Genomic DNA, 20264 nt, shown 5'->3' with positions numbered 1-20264 from the left:
CGAGCTGAGTCACAAACACAAGAAAACTTTGCGTCTCTGCGTCTCCGCGGCAAAGTAGGTCCCAACCATCTCACCCACCTTCGAGATCTCTGGATACGATCGATGGGAGAACGAATCGCTTTATCCCGTCGCGAACCATCGCAGAGTTGAAATTGATCAGCAGCCCGACCTCGATATTTGTCAGGCGCAGGTACGTCAAAATCTGCGCACCATGGATGTCGGCCACGTGGTCGACGGCTTTTACGTCGACGATGACGCTTTGATCAACAAGCAAATCGAGACGGTAGCTCGAGGCCAGGGCTCTTCCTTTGTACATCAAAGGCACTTTGACCTGCCTGGCAACTGCGATCCCTTCTTCCTTCAGCTCCCACTCGAGGCAATCCTCATATGTGGATTCGAGAAGGCCAGGTCCGAGGTGCCGGTGCACTTCTATCGCCGCACCGATAATTCTCGAGGTAAGGGATTTGAACTTTCCGTCGGGAAGTCGCGGCATCCCTTAAGACAACATCGCGCGACCCGTAACGGCGAAACCCGGTTTTGACTCGAATCATCAAAAACGGTCAACCCGGCCCCGGAGCTAGCAGAGCCTAGCCGCCGCAGAGGAGCAGAGACGCAGAGCTGTTTCTTTCAGCTCGGCGCGGAAAGGCCCGAGCCGCGCGGGCTGTTCCCCTAAACTGGTTTTCTCTGCTCCTCTGCGCCCCTGCGGCAGGCAGTTCTCTGCTATCTCCACCCGAGCGAAACTGACACGACGAATGCCCGTGGGGAGCCCGGCTCGAACGCAACGGGCACACCATTCACTACATCGGGATTCACAAAAGCGGAGCCGATGTACCGCCGATCGGTGAGATTCTCCACCGCCACGAAAGCACGAAGCCCGATCTGACTGCTCAGATGGATCAGTCGACTAGTCGACATCGTGAGCGCTACCGTATGGTAGTCGGGGACACGAACGACGTTGGCATCGTCGGCGAAGTAATCCCCTACCCCGCGCAGCGACAACTCGAGCCTCAGCGGTATGACGGGGCCCAGCGGATGCGCGACACTCGCGAAGTACGAAGTCCCCGGAACTCCGGCAACCGCATTCCCCGCGTAGTCCGCGATTGCTCCCGGCTTCCCGTAGTGCACGGAGTCGACTGTGTACTCGATGTAGCGGTTGCGTGAGTAACTCGCGTTTCCGCGGAGCTCGAGACCTGCAGGCAACACGAGCGACGCGCCCGCCTCGACGCCGCGGCGTCTCACCTTTCCCGCGGTGAAAAAGAAACGGCCACCGCGATAGGGGACGATGTCGTTCGTGACTTCCGTCCAGTAGCCCGCTACGTCGTACGCGAGCGTCGCATCAGCCAGAGCCGCAAGCACCAGCGCGTGCTTTGTCCCGAGCTCGAAAGTGGTTGAACGAATGGCATCGAGGAGCGGATTTATCGCCGTGACGGTGTCCTGTCCGAACGTCGAAGCGGGGTCGGTCTCGTTCCCCGCCGGCGCCTCGATTCCGCCGCCGACGCTCGCATAAAAGCTGTGCACGGATGACGGTCGATAGTTCACTCCTATCTTCGGAGTCAAGCGTGAAAACGACTTGACGGCATCCAGCGACGGGTCGATGAAGCTCCGATAGTCATAGCGGATCACGTCGTAGCGCGCTCCAAGATCGAGTCCCAGGCGCTCGTTGAAGAGCAGCTCCTCCTGAGCGAAAATGCCGCTGTTGAGCGCACCCTCCCCCTTGTTGTCGCGGAGCTCCGTGCCCCGCGTTCCCTCGGGGGTCAGCGAATAAAACAGGATCGTTCCGTTCTGATAAGCCTCGTCCACACCGAGCAATGTCGTCGCCCGCAACCGAGGGGAGACAGCGGCCGAGCCTCGATAAACGACGTTGCCGCCCAGGTGGTAGCGGTTGAAGTCGCGGAACGTGTTGCGCTCCGACCTTTGCAGCACCTTCGGGTTGACGAAAAGCATTCCCGACAGTGAGCTCGATTCGCCGAACGAATGCTCGAGCGTCATACCGATGCGTCCGAGGCGATTGAAGCGGCGCTCGTCGCGCGAGGCGTACGTCGCGTTTGCGATTCGCGGGGTCGCCAGCGCTTCGGCCATCGTCAATGGACCCGGAATATGGAACAGGTCGTTCGCCGCGCTGACGAAAAGGCCGAAGTCGGTACTCCCGCCGAGCTGTGAAGTGAGGGCGGTGTTGAGAAGGAAGCGGCGGCTGTCCGAACGATCGCGCCAGCCGTGCTGCGAGGTATTCGTAAATGTGGCCACGAGAGAGCCCGTGCCGAGCCTCGTACCGGCTCGCACGACGCTGCGCCGGAGCCCGAAGCTTCCACCGATCTGCTGTAGATCAGCGAAGAACTTCTCGAACGAAGGAACCGTGGAAATACTGACTACGCCTCCACCGGCATTGCCCCAAAGCGCCGACGCATTCGATCTCACCACCTCCAGGCGCTCGGCGGCGGCAAGATCGATAAGGTCGAACGACGTGCGGCCGTCGGGCTCGGTCTCGGGGATCCCGTCGAGAAGAACGCGTACGCCGCGAGATGTCCCGGCGTTGGATCTGTCGCCGGCGCCACGCGCACCAAACCCGCGAATCGAAAGTCGAATGTCGCTTCCGCCGGCGCGCGATTGCGCGACGACTCCGGGAACATCCTGGAGCGCCTCGTCGAGAGAGTATCCCCGGCGGTTCTCGAGCCTCTCACGCCCTACGACCGTAATCGCCAGCGGAATGGCGAAGGTGGACTGTGCGGCTCTTGCTGCTTTGACTGTAACTGTAGGCAGGCGAGTGCGGGCGGAGTCGGCAGCGGTTGGCGGCGTCGCTACGGTGGAGTCGCCAGTCGAGTCGGGCGCCGGCTCCTGAGCGTCGACGGCTGACGCGGCGAGAAGGAGAACTGCCTTGAGGACGAAGGTGACCGGGCACGGCTTCATCCCAAGAAACTAACCGGACGCAAAGCGGGCACGAACCGAAATTCGTGCCCGCTTAGCCATCATACCCGCATGCTAGAAGCTGTAACGAACCGAGAGCTGAGACCGCCAGTAACTGGATACCAAGTCTCCAACTACGTATTCCTTGGTGTTCACATTGAAGTTGAAGGTGCTCTGCGCCGTCTTCGGATCGATCCCAGTCTGCCCGGAGTGCTGGAGAATCGGGACGTTGTTGCGAGTACTGGCCTGGGTAATCTGGACCTTGCCCCAGTTCTTGTTGAGCAGATTGCCGAAATTGAAGATATCGAACTGTACTGACAAACTCTGGCCGGAAAGCGTTGGAACTGACTGCCGGACGGATACGTTGAAGTTGTTAAAAAACGGCAGACGGCACGAGTTGCGCTCGAGTATTTGTCCACGTTGCCTGCTCAGACACGGGGAATTTTCGATGAACTTCTCGAATGCTTCCGCCTGAGCAACAGCGGTGACAAGGCTGGCTCCACTTCCCGAGTTCGTGAACAGTATCTCGCTCGGCAACCGCGCGTCGGTGGGAACATAGATCAGGTCGTTGCCCTGAGTGCCGTCGGCGTTCAGGTCGCCGGAACCCGTCGAAGCGCCTCGATCGTAGATGTAGTCGTGGGGAGCGCCGGAAACACCGAAATAGCTGGCCGACAGGTCTGTAGAGAAGTTTTTCAGCCACCGGAACGTGTAGGTCCCATTCATCGAGATCTTGTGTGGCTGATCGAAAAGACTGATGCTCGTATACGGGTCGAAAATGTCGCCGGCGGTTGTACGGCCGAATGAAAAGTTGGAGAGGTGCGTGCTTGAGGCGAAGCTTTGCACGTCACGAGCCTTCGAGTAGGTGTAGGCAGCTGACCCCTCCCAGTTGCCGGCGTAGCGCTTCCGCAACTGAGCCGTGAGGTTGTACGCGAAGTCTTGGCTCTGATTTATGAGGTCTACCGCCGTGCCGAACCGGGCCAAGCCGCCGTTTACCCGGACGGCATCCGGAAGGCTCGGGCGCGCTACCCCATTGGTGAGGATGGTGTCGCCGTAGAGGGGGCGGCCGTGTAGATCGACTCCCCGCGGAGTCGAGCGCAGGTTCCGATTGACGAAGAAGAACTGGTTGAGGGTCTTCGAGAACAGGCCTTCGACCGTTGCCACCACGTTGCCCCGAAGCACTTTGTCGAATCCAACGGTGAGCCGCATTGGCTGCGGGAACTTGAGACTCTCGTCGAGGAAGTTGACCGTGCCGACCGGCTGGCTGCCGCCGCCGTCCGCGCAGGTATTGTATACGTTCGGGTCAACACTGAACTTGGGAGCGGGGTTAGGCACGGACCCACCGCAGCTCAGGTTTGCGAGGATCAGGCCGTTGTTGATGTAGGCGTTCTCGAGCCAGACATACGGAGGTACGCCCACGAACAGGCCAAGTCCACCTCGGAAAATATTCGCCTGGTTTCCAGTAATGTCGTAGTTCCAGCCCACCCGCGGCGAGAACTGTACCGAGCGTTTTGGGATGTCATCCGTCCGGCGACCGTACGCGCTGTCGATCGGGGCGAAATACGGGATGTCCGTCAGGAAACTGCTGATGTCAGCGCGAAGGCCAAGTGTCACCCCGAACTTCTGGCTTACCTGCCACTGGTCCTGTGCGTAGAGCGCGGTCTGGAGCGCGTCGAAGTACACGTTTCCGCTGTCCCGGAGAATGATGGCGCGGCGGAAGGTCCCCGCGGTGCCGGTCTCAAAATTGGCGAGACTGGTGAAGGTCCATACGCCGAACGAGTTCTGCAGGAACTGGTTGCGAAGCTTTACAAGCTCGTTGCGAGTACCGACGGTGACGGTATGGTTTCCGAAGGGTTTGGTGTAGTTGTCCGTGATCTCGTAAGTGTCTGTGTCCAGCTCATTGACCATGGAGGACGCGTCAGCACCGGCAAAGATCGAGGCAGTTCCACCACCCGTCCGTGGCACGGTGATCTGGACCTGGGGGAATTGCGTGGGCGGAACGCGACGATCTCTCACCCGGTTATAACCCAGAAACAGCTCGTTGAACGAGCCGTTCGAGAAGCTGGAGAAGAGCTGGAGAACCGGCGCGTGTTTCGTCTGGGTGTAATCGTGAAAGTTGCTCGTATACACGATTGCGCTCGCGGAACGGAAGTTCTCGAGCCGCGACGGAAGCTGGCCGATGCCGTAATTGTAATGAAATACGGCTCGGTGACTTTCGTTAAAGCGCATGTCGAGACGCCCAAAAAAGTTCGACACCGGATTCTCGCCTGTGACAGCCCCAGGCGTGCCGGGCTCGGCATTGTGCGTCCGGAAGGCGTTCTCGAATCGGAGGAGGGTTGCGGAGTCAGCGGCGAACGGAACCGTCGCGCTGGCCGGCTGCCCTAGGTAGGGGCCGCTGATTGGCGAAGACTCCTTTTTCCACTCCGGCGCGACGAAGAAATGGAGCCTGTCCTTCACGATGGGCCCACCGAGAGTGAAGCCGTAACTTTTATTAACGTATGGGGCGGCTCGCAGCGTCGGCACATTTCGGCCGTAGTTCTGGTTTCTATAAAACGTGTAAGCGGTACCAGTTACATCATTGGTGCCGTTTTTTGTTACGACGTTAAGGAGCAAGCCGCCGAAGTTGCCCTGACGCACATCGAACGGCGCAAGGAGAATCTGAAGCTCCTTCACCGCATCGATGGAAATGGACTTGGAGTTGGTCTGCGCGCCTGGCTGTCCGGTGGTCCCAAGCCCAAATACATCTCGCTCGGTTGCCCCGTCCAGCTGCACGTTGTTCATCCGGTTCGACATTCCACCAGCGGAATAGCCCGGACCCGAGGACGAAACCTGCGGCGCGATGTTGACGAAGTCAGCGAGATTGCGGTTCAGGCTGGGGATTCGGCGCAGGACTGAGTCCGAGATTATCGTCCTGGTCCCGGCGCTGCTCGGGGACACGTCGATGGCGCTGCGCACTTCGACCGTCGCAAGAGTGGTCGCCCGCGCAGAGAGCCGAAAATCGGCGCGAACATTCTGCGTTAACCCGACAGTCACGTTCTCGCGCGTCTCGGGATTGAATCCGATCAGCCGGGCAACAATGGTGTAAGGACCGCCGACTTCGAGGCCCTGCACCAGGTAGCGTCCGCCCTCGCGTGAGCTTGTACGAGTACTGGAACCAGTCGCGCGGTTGCTGATCTGGATCTGGGCGCCTACGATCCCGTTACCGGCGCTGTCGGTGACGAATCCACTTATAGCGCCTGTGGTGATCCCCTGCGCGAGGGCGTCGGTGCCAAGTGAAGCGAGAAGCAAAGCGCCGATCGCAACGATGCTGCCTTTCAAACGTCGTATGGGCATGTGTGGATCTGTCCGGGAGGTTGGAAAATGGAAGCTGACCCTGATGAGCAAAGCCGTACCTAATGAGTGACGTGATCGAAGGGCGCCGAGCGTGGCCCCGTACTGCGCTTATGTCAGTTTGGTCTCTCTCAGCGACGCCATGGCGGCTGTATTTGAAGCGTAAAAGCTACCAGCAGTGCCACGTGGCTGCAAGCAATTTTTCGGTAACAACGGTATCATGAACTGCCGACAGGCGGCTTGGGTACAGCGACTTGTTGCGACGGGCTCACGCAGCCGCTTTCCGCCGTCCGACAGTCGCGAAGTAAACCGGGATTCCAGCCACAATTCCGCCGAGCACGCCGAGCGTCTGCCACCTGCTTCCGGGGTCGATTATCGCGTTCGACAGGAGGAAAATCGTGGAGAGAATGAAAATCGCCGGAACGAGAGGATAAAGCGGGACGCGAAATGGCGGATCGTAGCCGGCGCGCTTCCTGAACACGAAAACCGACGCCACGGCAAGCGCGTAGAACGGAACGATCGCCGTCACGAACGCATCGGCAAGTTGCTCGAACGTTCCAACGAGCACGAAGGCTACCGCTATCACCGTGATCACGACGATCGAAGTGGAAGGCGTCTTGTACCGGGGATGAACGCGCCCGAGTGAGCGGAACAGCAGACCGTCATCCGCCATCGCGAAAATAACCCTCGGGCCGGTGATCATCGTTCCGTTCAGCGTCCCGAAGGTCGAGATCATCACCACCGTCGCGATGAACGCGACACCTGCGGCCCCCATCAGACGCTGGGCAACATCCGCCGCGACGAGCTTCGACTGGCGCATCTCCTCGATCGGCATCACCGCGAGGTAGGCAAGGTTCGCCAGAGCATAGATCACGATGATCACCAGGGTGCCGGTGATCAGAATCCGCGGAAGATTCCGCTGGGGATTCTTTACTTCGCCGGCCACGAAGCTCACGTCGGCCCAGCCGTCGTACACCCAGAGCACCGACACCAGGGCGAGACCGAACGCACCGATCGAGAAGCTTCCCGGAGGCACCGCCGGCGTGTAGTGACCACCGCTCGACGGAAGGGCGATGACGAACGCGAACGAGATGATGAAAAGCAGGCCGCCCACTTTGGCCAGAGTCGTGATGTTCTGAACCGTCCCCGCCGTGCGCACACCGATGTAATTGGTCGCACCCGCCACGATTATCGCTCCGGCCGCGACGTAGTGCGTGTATCCACTATATGGAGCGACCAATGGATCGTTGCCAGTCACTCGAATGAGATATTCTGAAAACGTGGTGGAGATCGCGCCGAGCGATGCGGCGCGAATCATCACCAGCTCTGACCATCCGAAGAGGAACGCAGCGAGTCGTCCCCACGCTTCGCGGAGGAACACGTACACTCCTCCCGTCTGCGGATAGGCGCTCGCCGCCTCGGCCAGCGTGAGCGCGCCACAGAGAGCGAAGACACCTCCCATCACCCAGACCGAGAGGAGCGGCAGTGGGCCGGGAAGCTTGTCGGCAATTCCTGCGGGCGAGCGGAAGATTCCGGAGCCGATGGTCGAGCCGATCAGAATCGCAACGCCAGTCCAGAATCCGATTCTCCGCGGGAGTATACGAGGGCGCGTCGCCAGCGTGTCCTGAAGCTGCGGGACGTCAGCGACCGTAAGCGGAGGCGTGTTCCGAAAGGGATCGGACATTCGGGAACGCTACTGCAAAGGCGCGGGGGCCGCGAGTAGCTTTCTGCGCGAGATGCATTCCAGTTTGAGACGCCGTGTGCGGGCTGAAGAGCAAACATGAGTCTGCAATTCGCCGAGATCCTCTTCTGCATCGCCGCAGCCTCGTGCGCTGTTGCCGAGCTGGCAATCCTGCGCGCCGTGTTTTCTCCGCACGGCAACGCCTCGTCTTCGGCCCCGATTCCGCATTCACCACGTGGAGCGGAGATGCTCTGGGCAGTGCTTCCCGCGATAGCGCTCGCCGCACTGCTGGCCGCGACCTGGCGCGCAATCCACTGACGAGCGCCGACGGGTGAAGTCCATCCGCCGCCTGGCGTACGCAACGCTTGCCATCGCGTACCTCCAGATCGTCTTCGGAGCAATTGTGCGAATCACCGGCTCGGGACTCGGATGCGGTGACCATTGGCCCGACTGCTACGGCTCCTTTACGCCGGTGCATCGCGGATTTGCGCTTCTGATCGAGATATCCCACCGCTACGGGGCCGCCGCGCTTTCGACCGCCATCCTCGCTCTCGTTCTACTCTCGGTGTTCAAGCGCGGGGAGCCAGGCGTCGGGGGGCCGGGAGGAGTGCTGCGGTCTTCACTGCTTGCGGCGGTCCTCGTGGTTCTCGCGGCACTCGTCGGCGCTGCGACTGTGAAGCTCGGGCTGAACGCTCTCATTGTCGCCAGCCATCTCACTATCGCGATGGCTCTGCTCGCGGTTCTCGCGGTCACCGTGCTCCGCTCCGGCGGCCTCGGCGCCGGAGCCGACATGAAGGGCGCGACTCCGCGAACATGGCGTTCCGCTTTCATTGCGATCGTCCTCGCATCACTGACACTGGTACTCGGAGCGCTGACAGCAAATCTTCCGAACGCCGCGGTCGCTTGCGGGGGCTTCCCGTGGTGCCGCTGGGTGGAAAGCGGAGGCGTCGGACTCTCGGTTCAGATAACACACCGCGTTGTCGCATTTCTGCTCTTCGGTCACTTGTGGGGAGCCGCGGTGGCGATATCAAAACGGAAGGAGCCGCGCGTTCTGGTACTCGCAGCCCGAATAGCGTTCGGCGCAGCGATTCTTCAGGTCCTTATCGCGGCGGCAATGGTTGAAATGCACCTCCCGACAGTTCTGCGCTCGCTTCACCAGGCGGCGGGCACCTTCGTGTGGCTATCGGTCTGCGTGCTTGCGGGACTCGCGCGAATTGCGTCTCCCGCGGCGGCGACTGAGAAGCGGGCCCTGGCGACGGCGGCCGCATGACATCGGTCGCAGCTACTGCGCAGAACACACTCGTGCGCGACATGGTGATGCTCACCAAGCCTCGCATCATCTCATTGCTTCTTGTCACGACCGTCGCACCGATGTATGTCGCAGGCACACCGACCTTCGGACTGGTGCTGGTCGTGATGGTCGGTGGTTATCTCATGGCCGGCGGCGCCAACGCGGTGAACATGTATCTCGACCGCGACATCGACGATCGAATGGCTCGCACTCGACTGCGGCCAATTCCGAGTGGGCGGATGAGCGGCAGGTCTGTCCTCGCCTTCGGGATCGCCCTCGCAACGGCAGCGACGTTTCTCTTTGCCGTGCTGACGAACGTTCTCACAGCGACGCTTGCCCTGGGCGGCTTCTACTTCTACGTCTACGTCTACACGCGGTGGCTCAAGCGAACCACCCCGCACAACATCGTCATCGGGGGTGCTGCCGGGGCGTTTCCACCGCTCGTCGGATGGGCCGCAATGACAGGCAGAGTGGACCTGATTGCGGTGTATCTCTTCCTCATAGTGTTTTACTGGACTCCCCCGCATTTCTGGGCGCTCGCGCTGCTGAAACAGCGCGACTACAACAAGGCCGGCGTGCCGATGGCACCGCTCGTCTGGGGTGAGCGCGAGACGATGCGGCAGATGCTCGCCTACGCGGTGATTCTCGTCGCGATCACCATTCTACCGGTGACGTTCGGAGCATTCGGCATTCTCTACCTCGCCTCCGCCGCCGTCCTCGGTGCACTCTTCATCGGCGGGTTGATCAGAATGATGCGGGCCGCAGATTGGACGGCGCCCGCGTGGTGGGTCTACAAGTATTCGCTTCTTTATCTGGCGCTTCTCTTTGTCGCAATGGCGGCAGACCGCAAGATTCATTTCTGATGGTCGAAGTAGCATCACCGAAGCGTTTCCCGTCGCCAAAGCCGCTCAGCCAGCTCCTTAAAGGCTCCTTCTGTGTTTCTGTGTTTCTGTGGCCAGCTCAGACATCCATCCCCGCACGAGAGGGAGAGGATTCGGACCAGGAGCTAGCGGGCCGGCGCCGCGCTCCGGAGAGATTCGGGCGTCGCAGGCGGTGCGGGCGAGACGTCAGCGGGCGCGCCATTCCCGGGCAGCTTCATCACGACATTCGCCTGGCCTCCGGAGCGGACCGTCACTGTCTGATCCATCACTCCGAGAGCCGGGTGCCACGCCCTCAGACGGTAGGTGCCCGGAGGGATTCCGTCGATCGTGAAGTCCCCCGACTTTCCGGTCACCGCATGGTAGGGGTGATCGAGAACGAGGAGATTCGCCTTGCTCCACGGATGAAGCTCGTCGACCACCTCCAGCTGCGCAGTCTTCTTGAGCAGCTGATCGAACGGCACCACCTGGCCGTTGTCGTTGAACGGAGCAATGCCAACGACTTCGCCAGTGGCTACGTCGATGATCTTGTTGCGGTGCATCACAACGTCCGCGCTGATCACGTTCAGTGTACCTCCGGCAACAACCGTCTGGAGGCGCGGGACCATCACACAGTCCTCGTTCTCCAGCTCGAAGCGGCGCTCCAGCGGAATCGGCCTGCCTTCCCTGATGTCGGTGATCCAGACTGCAGCGCCTGCGACGCGGTTGCCGCTTCTCTCCACGCGACGATCCACAACGGATTGGCCGCATCCGCCCTGCTCGACGCTGAGCTGAATGACCGAGTCCGCCGGAAACGCGCCGTCGAACTGGACGGTTCCCGCGATCTTCCCGCCGCCGGACACGTTGATAGCGCGGTACGGCTGCGAGTGAGCCGCAACCACGGTCGTGCGCGGAGGGACTGAGCCCTCCCTCTTTTGGGCGGGCTGCGCTGCGCTGGCCGGCTTATCGCCTGAACAGGCGGTGCCGAGCGCCATGACACAGGTGACTGCGAGCGCGATTCTGCTGCGATTCATTCGAGGATTCATGTTGTGATGGCAGGGGCCAGTCGGGCAACCGACGTGCCACGCTGCGCCATACATGAATCTACTTCAGCTCATGCACGATTCTGCCACCGAGATATGTCGCCAGAACACGAGCCGCGAGGATCTCCGTTGCCGGCACCTGCATGATGTCGCGGTCGAGCACGACGAAGTCCGCGTATTTCCCGGGCGTGAGCGACCCCAGCTCCTTTTCCTGAAACGCGGCGTATGCGGGCCAGATCGTCATCGAGCGAAGCGCTTCTTCGCGAGTCATGACTTGATCGGGGTACCATCCGCCGGCAGGCAGGTTCGACGGATCCTGCCGCGTGACAGCAGAATGGAAGGAGATCAACGGATTCACCTGCTCCACGGGAAAATCACTACCGTTTGGTATCACGACTCCGGTGTTGAGCAGCGAGCGCCACGCGTAGGCGCCACGCACACGCTGCGGGCCAACGCGGGCTTCCGCCCATCCCATGTCGCTTGTCTGATGACTCGCCTGCATCGATGGAATGACTCCGAGCTCCGCGAAGCGCGGAATGTCTTGCGCGGACACGATCTGCGCGTGCTCGATACGAAAGCGATGGTCTGACGTGGGAACCGCCTTGAGCGCTGCCGCAACCGCATCGAGCGCGACCCGATTGCCGCGGTCGCCAATCGCGTGGGTATTCACCTGAAAGCCACTTCGCAGGCCGAGCTCGGCCACCTGCTGGAGGTGAGCGGGCTGTTTTACGAGCAATCCAATGTTGCCCGGATCGTCCGAGTAGACGGCGAGGAGCGCGGCGCCCCGTGAGCCGAGCGCACCGTCGGCGTACGTCTTGATTGCGCGGACCCAGATGCGGCCGCCGTGGAGACCGCTCCGCGGACCGCGTCTCGTATAGTAGGCGATGTCAGCGGCGATGTCGGAGACCATCACGTAGTTGCGGAGATTGAACTTTCCCTCCGCGGCAAGAGACTCGAATATCTCGATCGCACGCCTCGACGCTCCGGCGTCGTGGATGCCCGTGAGCCCCCATCGATTCGCTTCGGCAATTGCGACGACCGTAGCCTCCCGCAGCGTTGCAGTCGACGCCGATGGAATGTGCCTGTTGACGAGGCCGGCGGCGTTGTCGACGAACACGCCGGAAGGATTTCCGTTCGCGAGCCTGACGATTCTTCCACCGTCGGGGTCTTTAGTCGAGGCGGTGATTCCGGCGAGACGCATTGCCGTCGCGTTGGCGAGGGTCGCATGACCGTCGACACGGCGGAGAACCACAGGGTTGTTCGGCGTGGCACGCGAGAGCGCTTCATGTGTCGGGAAGCTCGTCTCGGGCCAGAGATTCTGGTCCCAGCCCCTGCCCTCGACCCATTCGCCAGGCTTCGCTGTCCGCACGCGCTCAGTCACCCGCCTGATCACTTCATCGTAGCTGCTGGAGCCGGCAAGGAGAACATTCCGCATCGACGTTGCCAGACCCAGCAGGTGCGCATGAGCGTCGACCATGCCGGGAATAACGGTGCGGCCCCTGAGATCCACGAGCCGTGTGGCACTTCCGGCAAGCAGTCGGGCCTCTGAATCGGAGCCGACGAATATGACCCGGCCGTTTCTGACCACGAGAGCGGAAGCCATAGGCCTGGCATTGTCTACCGTATAGATGCGGGCGTTGGTCACGACGAGGTCGGCTCGTGCTGTTGTTGGACGAGACTGGGCCGGGACGCGCTGCGCGTGGGCGGTTGCGGCGGTCAGTGAAATCACGACGAGTGTCGCGACACCGGAGAGGACTCGCGCGGGGGGAACGCGAAGCATTCGATGTAAGCCGCGCCGACAGTGCGGCCGACGGCCCGTCTTGGGGTCCAGGGTCATGCCAGATTCTGCCTCGTTCGCGGAATCGGCGCCAGAGTAACTTGGTTCGATGAACAGGCGGGACGTTCTCACACTCGGCGCCATTGCCACCGTGGTCGGCGGCTGCACTCCCCTTCCGCCCGGCGTCAGAGCACCAACCGAGCTCTGGGCGATCTGGTCTTCCGATTCAAAACAGGTCCGCTCATCTGATGGATTCTCGGCGATTGCCGAGACGTGGATCGCACTCGACAGCGTGAGCTTCAGGCCTACTGTCATCTCATTCGTCGCGCCTCGGGATGCCGCATCCGGCCAACAATCTCCAGCCACTCCGTCCTCTCCGCGATCGGCTCGCCGACTCTCGGTGATCACCTCTTTTCAGGGCAGTCGCTATCACCCCGATGTCATCCGTGGCTTGACGGAGAGCAGCGACGCCGTTGCGGTGACCGCCGGATCCATTGCGTCGCTATTGGCGTCATCACCGGCGGAGGGCGTGATTCTGGATTTTCAGGAGATGACCGCGGCCGATCTGCAGATTCTCATGGACGTCTCCCGGGCAATCGCGGACTCGGCGCGCGCTCACTCCGCGGCGCCGATCACGATGATGATTCCCGCCGCGGACAGCTCGGGTTATCCCGCAAGAATTCTCGCACGAGTCGCCGATCTTCTCCTAATAAGGCTTTTCCCGGAGCACGGCGTCACCACTCCCGCCGGGCCAATCGTCTCTCCGTCCTGGTTCACCCGGCGGCTCGGCCAGCGTACGGGCGAAGCAGGCGTTAACAGGATCGTCGCCGGCATTCCCGCCGATGGAATTATCTGGGACAACCGTGGCGCGCGCCGGATCTCTTACCTGGACGCGGTTCGCCTCGCGCGGGAAGCGAACACTCCGATCATTCGCGACCCCGCATCAGGGAATCTCCATGCGGTGTCGAGCCGCGACGGCTGGGAGGTGTGGGTCGCGGATCACGAGCTGATCGAGCGGCTCATCGAGGAGGGGAGAAGGATCGGCGTCACTCGGTTCGCGTTGTTCGGGCTCGAGGGGGCTGATCCTCAGCTATTGGAATTTGTGCGCGAGGGTCGTGCCCCTGATCGCTAGCACTCGTGCAGCTGAGTATCTGTGAGCTTGCCACAGAATCACAGAACCACAGAAAACGACAAGCGCGGTCGCCGCGCCACTCGAAGGCCTTCGCAACTGAAGGTGTTTACTTTTCTGGGTTAAACTACAACTACAGTCGTAGTTGACCCTGCGGGTGCTGTTCCCCCATTCTTTTCAGTTTTCTGTGTTTCTGTGGCCAGCGCACAGATGCCGACGCAATCGAGATCTGTCCCGACGCGCGCAGAAAGCCTCAGACGATGATCAAATCTTTCTGAATCTTCGAGGGCGTTACGATCAGCTCGTTCTGTCCGACGTACGCATTCACTTCCGTCCGCATTCCGACCTCGCCGGGCACGTACACACCGGGCTCGATGGAAAAGCCGATGCCCGGAATGAGCAATCGCTCCTCACGCGTCTCGAGGTTGTCGATTTGCGGCCCTGACCCGTGCAAATCCTGCGGATCGATCGAGTGGCCCGTTCGATGGATGAAGTAATCGCCGAATCCGCGGGAGGCGATCACCCCGCGCGCCGCGTCGTCCACCTCTCCGCCCCGCACCGCTGAACCGCTGCCGATCCGCGAGCGCAACAGCTCCAGAGCCGCGTCACGGGCATCGCGTATCGCAGTCCACACCGTCACGTCCCGCTCGCTCGGTTCGCCCAGCGAGAACATCCACGTCTGGTCCGCGTAGATGCCATTCCTCTCCCGCGCCCAGAGATCGATCAGCAGAATATCTCCCCTACCGATTATCGATGACTGATCCGCCGATGGCTCGTAATGGGGATCCGCCGCATTTGCACCGATCGCCACGATTGGCCCATGATCGGTCTCGAGTCGGTCGCCGGCAAAGCGGTCGAGTATCCACCGCTGAAGCTCATACTCGTTGAGCGGCGATCTTCCTTTCGCCTTCTCACCGGCATTCGCGCCCGCGTCCATCGCGATTCCCGCTATGACCTCGGCCGCCCGCTTATGCGATGCGAGATTCTCCTCGCTCCACACCGCGTAGAAGCGGGAGACGAGCTCGCCGCTGGAAACGACAGTCGCCCCAGCGGCGCGGACCATCTCGAGAACGCCCGCAGGGACGCGATCGAGGTAGGGAATGGAATCCCCGGGTGAGTACTCCATTGCCACCTGCTTGCCCGAGACCAGGTCGCGAAGCTGGCTCTCGAGCATACGCCAGCTGCTGTATGTCGTCTTTTCCCATTGCGACGGCCAATCCCGCCATGGGCCCTGCTCGATCGCATGGGTGATTGCGGCCGGCCGGCCCTCGCGCGGAATGAGCACGAACGTTCGACGCGTTGCCATTCCGTTGAGGCCGAGGACTCCGCCGGCGATTGGATTGAGTCCGTGAAAATCAAAGATGAGCCAGCCGTCGAGTGACGCCTCGGCCAGCGCGGCCTGCACGGTCGGAAGGGTCTCGAGTGTCAGCATCTCAAGCGGCTTCGTACTGCTGATTGCGCCATTCTGCGCGCCATTCACAGAGTTTGTCGCCGCGCTGGAGACATGAGACGTGGTCGACCAATCCGCCTCCGCTCATCAGAAGGCGCAGCAGCTCGCGCAGGGCGGATGCGTAATAGGTGCATCCGACCGAATGCGGCCCGCTGTTCACTGTCACGGAATCAGTGATGCTGAGTGCGAGCGAGCTCCCGCTGCGCGTCAGTGTCCCGTCAAAGAAGCGAGCGGCGAACTGCCGGAGCTGGCTGAGAGCGAGGGGGCGGGCGAAAATTGAAGGCACGACATGAATCGTTTTTCTGAGCGTTCCCGAGATTGCTTCGTAAACGTCGTTGGCCAGAATCTTTCCGGCGTTGTCGAAAAGCTCTGCTGCGTCGGGCCGGCGTCCGATGAGCGTCCCGAGCCCGGTTGCTTCCGCATACGGAATGGCGTGACCCCTCTTTGCGGCGTCTGAATACCGCCTGATTTGCTGATACACCGTGTCGCTCAACCCAAGTCGCTTGTTGCGCAGCTCCTGGACATATTCCTCCTCCGTGTCAGTCTCGGGCGTGTCCTTGCGGCGAACGGCTTCGAGCAGACTGAGCGGAATTCGAGCGTTGACTGTCGGGGGCATGTGACCAGGTGGGAGCGAAGATTCCGGAAGTTACCGGCGCACCATAAAGCTATTCAATCCGGGATGAACGAGGTAACGTCATCTTTTCGTCGCTCGTAGCGCGTATTCTCGCCGCCTTCGTGATTGCCGGTGTCATCACACTCTCGGCGCGACGCCAGCGCAGCCTTTCGTCGAGTGGGGCGTCCGTTGCCTTCATCATGGGAGTCATCTGCACCGCGGCGGGATGGAGCTGGGGCGTGCTGCTCGTTGCGCTCTTCGTTTCCGCGACCGCGCTCTCACGCTACCGCCGCTCGACGAAGCTGGTGCGAGTCGGGGACATGCTGGAAAAAGGGAGCGAGCGCGACGCGTGGCAGGTCGCCGCAAACGGAGGCGTGTTCACGGCGGCGGCGATCGCTGCGCTGATCCATCCTTCTCCCATCTGGCTTCCCGTCGCCGCAGGAGCGATCGCCGCTTCAACGGCTGACACGTGGGCAACAGAGGTCGGAATTCTGGCAGACCATCCGCCCAAGCTCATCACCACGCGTGAACCGGTTCGCGCCGGTACGTCGGGAGGCGTCACCTGGGCAGGAACGCTGGCAGAACTTGCTGGTGCGGCATGCATCGCAGCTCTCACGGTGCTCCTCGGATGGGGCTTCCGATCGGCGCTCGCTGCGGTTGTGGGCGGAATCGCCGGCTCACTGGTCGATTCGGTCGTCGGAGCGACCTTGCAGAGGCGGCGATGGTGCGATCACTGCGGCCAGCCAACGGAACGGCTCCTGCACAATTGCGGTACAACCACCCGCCCGAACGGGGGTATCCGCTGGGTGGACAACGACGTCGTCAACGTCATCGGCTCCGCGACGGGGGCCGTCGTTGGGTTGGCGCTGGCTTAGCGATCCCTTCCGAGCAGAGCGAATGATCGCAGTTACTCGAAAATCCGACCATCCCCTGCCGGTCGCGCACGCTCCGACAGTCTCTGCGGATCGCGCGCGGGTTCTGCTCGTGAGCACGAATCGCGAGCGCCAGCCCTACCCGGTGGTTCCCAATGGACTGGCGTGCGTCGCCTCGGCGCTCGATGCCGCGGGACACGAGGTTCGGTTTCTGGATCTCTGCTTCGAGCGCGACCCGGTTGCCGCTTCAAAAGAAGCTGCCCGCGACTTCCGCCCGTCCGTCATCGGCGTTTCGATTCGCAACATCGACAACAGCGACGCCATTGCCCTTCGACATTACACGCCCGAGGCGCGACTGGTCTTTCATGCGCTGAGAGCGGCGGCGCCCGAAGCGAAAATGATCGCGGGCGGGGCGGCGTTCGGTGTCGCACCTGAGGCACTGTTCCGCGATTTCGGTGTTGACTACGCCGTCGCCGGTGACGGCGAGCGCGCAAGTGTTGCACTCGTGAACGCACTCGCGCGCGGCGACGCTGTAACATCGCTCGGAGGTCTTGTCCGCGCCGAGGGAGACCGGGTCCATTTCACGCCGCCCGGCGAGGATGCGGATCTCGATTCTCTTCCGTCGCCCGCGCTACATCGGTGGATCGACTTGAAGCGATACGAGCGCAATGGTGCGACGACTCCGATACAGACCAAGCGCGGGTGCGTCTTCAAGTGCGTCTACTGTACTTACCGGAATGTCGAAGGCTGGGGCTACCGAACCCGGTCTCCGGAGCTCGTCGCCGACGAGATCGAGGAGCTGAAGCGCGCTGCCGGTGTGACACACTTCGATTTCGTGGACTCGACGTTCAATTCCCCGCCCGGCCATGCGCTCGAGGTCTGCGAAGCGATCACGCGACGAGAGATGCGCGTTCATCTGGACACGACGAACTTCACGCCAGCCACGGCGTCGCCCGAGCTTCTCTCCGCCATGCGCCGCGCCGGTTTCAGGACGCTCGGCATCACTGCCGAAAGTGCGAGCGATCCCGTGCTGGAGAAGCTCGAGAAGGGCTTCACAGCGGCGCGGGTTCGCGAGGTCGCCGAGCGTGTGGAGCAGGCCGGCATACGAACTCTGTGGATTTTTCTTGTCGGCGGGCCGGGTGAAACAAGCGAGACGCTCGAGGAAACCCTCGGCTTTGCAAAGTGGCGTCTCGAGCGGGGCGATGCGGTTTATCTCACAGTCGGGCTGCGCGTCTATCCTGGAACGACACTTCATCGCATCGCGATGTCCGAGGGTCGCATCACGCCGGAAGACTCGCTGCTCGACCCGACGTTTTACTTCTCAGCCGGGCTCGATTTCGACGCGACGGTCATTCGGCTGAAGCGGTTCGCCGCAGATCACCCGCGATTCATGTTTTCGGCGGATTCGCGGTCGGCAATTCTGCCATACCTGACGCGAGCCGCATCGATTCTCCGACTTCCGCGCCCGCACTGGCAGTACATGGGACTTTTCCAGCGCATTTCCCGCTCGACGAACCGGTTTCTGGCGCCGCAGCATGCGTGATGCGCAGGTGGTCGTCGTCGGTGGTGGTCCGGCCGGATCGTCTGCGGCGTACTTCATGGCCCGTGCGGGTCTCGACGTTGTGATTCTGGATCGCGCGCGGTTTCCCCGTGACAAACCATGCTCGGAGTACATGAGCCCGCAGGCTTCGCGGATCCTGGAGGAGATGGGCGCGTTGAGCGCCGTCGAGAGCTCTGGCGCCGCTCAGCTAACGGGCATGCGCGTGCATGCGCCCAATGGAGCTACCATCCACGGTGAGTTCCTCGCGGATCACGGGTATCGTGGGTATCGCGACCGGGGGCTGGCCGTCCGTCGCACTGTGCTCGACGCGATCCTGCTCGAACGCGCGCGCGAGGCGGGCGCTCGAGTAATTGAAGGCGTGCGTGTCACTGACGTGGTCCGGGATGTGTCGGGGCGAGTCATTGGGGTAAGGACCAACTGCGCGCTGCGGGACTACACTGCGGGCTCCGGACTAAACTGCGGACCGCGGAATAGCGATCAGAGCGGCCCTGCCGATGCCAACAAACTTTTCGCCGACATGATCATCGGCGCTGACGGACTTCGGTCTGTCGTCGGACGGAGGCTCGGTCTCATCCGCTCCAGCCGGTGGCCGCGGCGGATTGCGCTCGTCACGCACTATCGAAAGGTTCGCGGGGTGCATCGATTTGGCGAAATGCACGTGGATCGCGGCGGATACCTGGGCATTGCCGACGTCGGAAATGGCCTCGCGAACGTGGCCGTCGTCGTTCCCGTTTCACGCGCGGCGGAGATTGCGGCCGATCGTACGGAGTTTTTCGAGAGCTGGATAGCGGAGCGACCGAGGATCGCTGAGCTGTTCACGGCGGCGGAGCGCGTCGATCCTGTGCAGGCCACCGGTCCCTTCGCTTCCGCGGCTCGCCGAGCATGGACGCCCGGAGCAGCCCTCGTTGGGGACGCGGCGGATTTCTTCGACCCGTTCACGGGCGAAGGGATTTACACCGCGCTGCGCGGAGGTGAGCTGCTCGCCGGCCACGTAGTTCAGTCGATGGCGGACCGGCGCAGCGCCGCGCGCTCCGCAGGCGACGCAGCGATTCGTGCCTACGACGGGGTGAGACGAGCCGAGTTCTCGGGTAAATGGAGGGTCGAGCGGCTCGTCGGCGCGGCAATAGCGTTCCCCGCGCTGATCAATCGAGCGGCGAACGTCCTTTCGCGGCGGCGGGACATGGCGGACCTTCTCGTCGGTGTCGTCGGAGATTTCGTGCCCGCGCGCGAAGTGCTGAGCCCGCGCTATCTGCTTCGCCTTCTGCTTCCAGCCCCGGCGGGGGGCGCATGATCGACCACGATGCATTTCGTGCCGTCATGGGCCGCTTCGCATCGGGAGTAACAGTAGTGACGTCGGTGGACGCCGACGGTATAGACGAAGGAATGACGGTAAGCGCGTTCTGCTCGCTCAGCCTCGATCCACCGATGGTTCTTTTCTGCGTGGATCGAATTGCATCGATGTTCGAATCGCTGGCCACCGCGCCGGGCTTTATCGTGAATATTCTTTCGGAGAGTCAGGAAGCCCTTGCCCGTCGCTTCTCGGGCCCCGATCCGAACCGCTTCGAGGGGATCGGCTACACGCGGGGGCCTAGTGGCCCGGTGGTCCTCGAGGATGTACTGGGATACCTCGAATGCCGGCGTGTCGCAGCGTACGAGGGCGGAGACCACCGCATCTACGTCGGCGAAGTGGAAGCCGCTCAGTCGAGGGAAGGACGGCCCCTGCTGCACTATCGTGGGGGCTACGCTCAGCTGGAGCGATAGA

The 20264-nt window shown here is 62.0% G+C and carries 16 protein-coding genes; 8 read left to right on the top strand and 8 right to left on the bottom strand.

What is annotated here, in order from left to right; all coding sequences use genetic code 11:
* Nucleotides 1-70 precede the first annotated feature (70 nt).
* The 4 genes from VES88_08215 to VES88_08200 all read right to left on the bottom strand — a co-directional run bounded on the left by VES88_08215 (nucleotide 71) and on the right by VES88_08200 (nucleotide 7912).
* The gene (locus tag VES88_08215) at nucleotides 71-493 is read right to left on the bottom strand and encodes a GxxExxY protein (protein ID HYN81471.1); all 423 of its coding nucleotides are present in this window, start codon (nucleotides 491-493) and stop codon (nucleotides 71-73) included.
* A 227-nt stretch (nucleotides 494-720) separates the two neighbouring features.
* On the bottom strand, nucleotides 721-2904 hold the full coding sequence (locus VES88_08210; GenBank protein ID HYN81470.1) for a TonB-dependent receptor: 2184 nt from the start codon (nucleotides 2902-2904) through the stop codon (nucleotides 721-723).
* A 72-nt stretch (nucleotides 2905-2976) separates the two neighbouring features.
* Nucleotides 2977-6231, bottom strand: a complete 3255-nt coding sequence (locus tag VES88_08205) for a carboxypeptidase regulatory-like domain-containing protein (protein HYN81469.1) — start codon at nucleotides 6229-6231, stop codon at nucleotides 2977-2979.
* Between the two features lie 265 nt (nucleotides 6232-6496).
* The gene (locus tag VES88_08200; GenBank protein HYN81468.1) at nucleotides 6497-7912 is read right to left on the bottom strand and encodes an amino acid permease; all 1416 of its coding nucleotides are present in this window, start codon (nucleotides 7910-7912) and stop codon (nucleotides 6497-6499) included.
* Between the two features lie 96 nt (nucleotides 7913-8008).
* On the opposite strand from VES88_08200, the gene VES88_08195 reads away from it, so the two are divergent.
* The 3 genes from VES88_08195 to VES88_08185 are packed head-to-tail and all read left to right on the top strand — an operon-like array spanning nucleotide 8009 to nucleotide 10063.
* Nucleotides 8009-8227 (top strand): hypothetical protein, encoded by a 219-nt coding sequence (locus VES88_08195; GenBank protein ID HYN81467.1) that lies wholly within the window; start codon nucleotides 8009-8011, stop codon nucleotides 8225-8227.
* A gap of 13 nt (nucleotides 8228-8240) precedes the next feature.
* Entirely contained in the window at nucleotides 8241-9179 is a 939-nt protein-coding gene (locus tag VES88_08190) for a COX15/CtaA family protein (GenBank protein ID HYN81466.1), read from the top strand.
* Entirely contained in the window at nucleotides 9176-10063 is an 888-nt protein-coding gene (locus VES88_08185; GenBank protein HYN81465.1) for a heme o synthase, read from the top strand. The genes VES88_08190 and VES88_08185 overlap by 4 nt, the downstream gene beginning before the upstream one ends.
* A gap of 143 nt (nucleotides 10064-10206) precedes the next feature.
* Here the strand turns inward: VES88_08185 and VES88_08180 are convergent, their stop codons facing one another.
* Nucleotides 10207-11091, bottom strand: coding sequence for a carboxypeptidase regulatory-like domain-containing protein (locus VES88_08180; GenBank protein ID HYN81464.1), 885 nt, complete (start codon nucleotides 11089-11091; stop codon nucleotides 10207-10209).
* Between the two features lie 70 nt (nucleotides 11092-11161).
* On the bottom strand, nucleotides 11162-12880 hold the full coding sequence (locus VES88_08175) for an amidohydrolase (protein HYN81463.1): 1719 nt from the start codon (nucleotides 12878-12880) through the stop codon (nucleotides 11162-11164).
* Between the two features lie 106 nt (nucleotides 12881-12986).
* Between VES88_08175 and VES88_08170 the strand changes: the two genes are divergently transcribed.
* Nucleotides 12987-14009, top strand: a complete 1023-nt coding sequence (locus VES88_08170; GenBank protein ID HYN81462.1) for a twin-arginine translocation signal domain-containing protein — start codon at nucleotides 12987-12989, stop codon at nucleotides 14007-14009.
* 250 nt (nucleotides 14010-14259) lie between these two features.
* Here the strand turns inward: VES88_08170 and VES88_08165 are convergent, their stop codons facing one another.
* Together VES88_08165 and VES88_08160 are read right to left on the bottom strand one after the other, a co-directional pair.
* Entirely contained in the window at nucleotides 14260-15438 is a 1179-nt protein-coding gene (locus VES88_08165) for a Xaa-Pro peptidase family protein (protein ID HYN81461.1), read from the bottom strand.
* Between the two features lies 1 nt (nucleotide 15439).
* On the bottom strand, nucleotides 15440-16072 hold the full coding sequence (locus VES88_08160) for a hypothetical protein (GenBank protein HYN81460.1): 633 nt from the start codon (nucleotides 16070-16072) through the stop codon (nucleotides 15440-15442).
* A 119-nt stretch (nucleotides 16073-16191) separates the two neighbouring features.
* Between VES88_08160 and VES88_08155 the strand changes: the two genes are divergently transcribed.
* Genes VES88_08155 through VES88_08140 form a run of 4 tightly spaced genes read left to right on the top strand, consistent with a single transcriptional unit; the run spans nucleotide 16192 to nucleotide 20263 of the window.
* Nucleotides 16192-16944 carry a DUF92 domain-containing protein gene (locus tag VES88_08155; protein HYN81459.1) on the top strand — a complete coding sequence of 251 codons (753 nt, stop codon included), beginning with the start codon at nucleotides 16192-16194 and terminating at the stop codon, nucleotides 16942-16944.
* Nucleotides 16945-16966: 22 nt separating this feature from the next.
* Complete coding sequence (locus VES88_08150) at nucleotides 16967-18484, top strand: radical SAM protein (GenBank protein ID HYN81458.1); 1518 nt, start codon at nucleotides 16967-16969, stop codon at nucleotides 18482-18484.
* Complete coding sequence (locus tag VES88_08145) at nucleotides 18477-19793, top strand: FAD-dependent oxidoreductase (GenBank protein HYN81457.1); 1317 nt, start codon at nucleotides 18477-18479, stop codon at nucleotides 19791-19793. Before VES88_08150 ends, VES88_08145 begins: the two co-directional genes overlap by 8 nt.
* The gene (locus tag VES88_08140; GenBank protein HYN81456.1) at nucleotides 19790-20263 is read left to right on the top strand and encodes a flavin reductase family protein; all 474 of its coding nucleotides are present in this window, start codon (nucleotides 19790-19792) and stop codon (nucleotides 20261-20263) included. Before VES88_08145 ends, VES88_08140 begins: the two co-directional genes overlap by 4 nt.
* Nucleotide 20264: the final 1 nt, after the last annotated feature.

This window comes from Gemmatimonadaceae bacterium, from assembly GCA_035633115.1.
GTDB lineage: Bacteria > Gemmatimonadota > Gemmatimonadetes > Gemmatimonadales > Gemmatimonadaceae > UBA4720.
This window is presented reverse-complemented; position numbering and strand designations above follow the sequence as displayed.

Excerpts from the sequence above, each read along its gene's own strand:
- VES88_08165 (HYN81461.1), bottom strand. The coding sequence starts at position 15,438 with ATGCTGACACTCGAGACCCTTCCGACCGTGCAGGCCGCGCTGGCCGAG.
- VES88_08140 (HYN81456.1), top strand. The coding sequence starts at position 19,790 with ATGATCGACCACGATGCATTTCGTGCCGTCATGGGCCGCTTCGCATCG.
- VES88_08185 (HYN81465.1), top strand. The coding sequence starts at position 9,176 with ATGACATCGGTCGCAGCTACTGCGCAGAACACACTCGTGCGCGACATG.
- VES88_08180 (HYN81464.1), bottom strand. The coding sequence starts at position 11,091 with ATGAATCGCAGCAGAATCGCGCTCGCAGTCACCTGTGTCATGGCGCTC.
- VES88_08200 (HYN81468.1), bottom strand. The coding sequence starts at position 7,912 with ATGTCCGATCCCTTTCGGAACACGCCTCCGCTTACGGTCGCTGACGTC.
- VES88_08170 (HYN81462.1), top strand. The coding sequence starts at position 12,987 with ATGAACAGGCGGGACGTTCTCACACTCGGCGCCATTGCCACCGTGGTC.
- VES88_08145 (HYN81457.1), top strand. The coding sequence starts at position 18,477 with ATGCGTGATGCGCAGGTGGTCGTCGTCGGTGGTGGTCCGGCCGGATCG.
- VES88_08160 (HYN81460.1), bottom strand. The coding sequence starts at position 16,072 with ATGCCCCCGACAGTCAACGCTCGAATTCCGCTCAGTCTGCTCGAAGCC.
- VES88_08150 (HYN81458.1), top strand. The coding sequence starts at position 16,967 with ATGATCGCAGTTACTCGAAAATCCGACCATCCCCTGCCGGTCGCGCAC.
- VES88_08210 (HYN81470.1), bottom strand. The coding sequence starts at position 2,904 with ATGAAGCCGTGCCCGGTCACCTTCGTCCTCAAGGCAGTTCTCCTTCTC.
- VES88_08175 (HYN81463.1), bottom strand. The coding sequence starts at position 12,880 with ATGCTTCGCGTTCCCCCCGCGCGAGTCCTCTCCGGTGTCGCGACACTC.
- VES88_08215 (HYN81471.1), bottom strand. The coding sequence starts at position 493 with ATGCCGCGACTTCCCGACGGAAAGTTCAAATCCCTTACCTCGAGAATT.
- VES88_08195 (HYN81467.1), top strand. The coding sequence starts at position 8,009 with ATGAGTCTGCAATTCGCCGAGATCCTCTTCTGCATCGCCGCAGCCTCG.
- VES88_08205 (HYN81469.1), bottom strand. The coding sequence starts at position 6,231 with ATGCCCATACGACGTTTGAAAGGCAGCATCGTTGCGATCGGCGCTTTG.